General features: G+C 71.9%; 1 protein-coding gene. It reads right to left on the bottom strand.

From position 1 onward, the window contains the following. The coding region (locus tag DQ244_RS19110; RefSeq protein ID WP_199580490.1) for a hypothetical protein at nt 1-615 on the bottom strand (615 nt) is incomplete at its 3' end. Between the last annotated feature and the right edge of the window lie 16 nt (nt 616-631).

The raw sequence follows: 631 nt of genomic DNA, 5'->3' as shown, positions 1-631 counted from the left end.
GGAGGGGGGCGCCACCAGCGACGGTGCGAGGTCGTTGAACGCCCGGAGCTGAGGGTACTGCCGGTACAGCGGCTCCAGCCGGGCCAGCGCCTCGGTGTCGACTGGCAGGTAGCTCAGCGATTCGGTGCTCGCCACGATGACGTCCGGTGCCAGAAGGGAGACGACCAGCTCGGTCGCCATCTCCCGCTGGCACTGGTCCTCGGCGAGCACGGTCAGCGCGTTTCCGCCGGCGACCGGCGCCTGGGTGCCGCCCGGCAGGGTGGGGAACGGCACCGCACCGGCGCGGAACCCGCGCTCGCCCTGGTCCTGGATGAACCGCAGGCCGCCGGCGAGCGTCGCCACCGTCACCATCGTCATCGCGGTCTCCTTGCGGATCCCGAACCGGGGCAGCCCCTGGCTGGTCGGGCTGTCCGACTGCGGCCCGTAGCTGGCCACCCTGGCCAGGAACTGCGCGGCCGCCCGCGCCTGCGGGGTGTTCAGCCGCGGCCGGCCGGCGTCATCCTGGATGGGCACGACCCCCGACGAGGCGAGGTTGTTCAGCGTCCACTGCGCGAACCCCTGGCCGGTCGGGATGTCGATCGGCTGGATGTCCTGTCCGGACTGTCTCTTATACACATCTCCGAGCCCACGC

Origin of the sequence: Blastococcus sp. TBT05-19 (assembly GCF_003319095.1) — a bacterium.
GTDB lineage: Bacteria > Actinomycetota > Actinomycetes > Mycobacteriales > Geodermatophilaceae > Blastococcus.
This window is presented reverse-complemented; position numbering and strand designations above follow the sequence as displayed.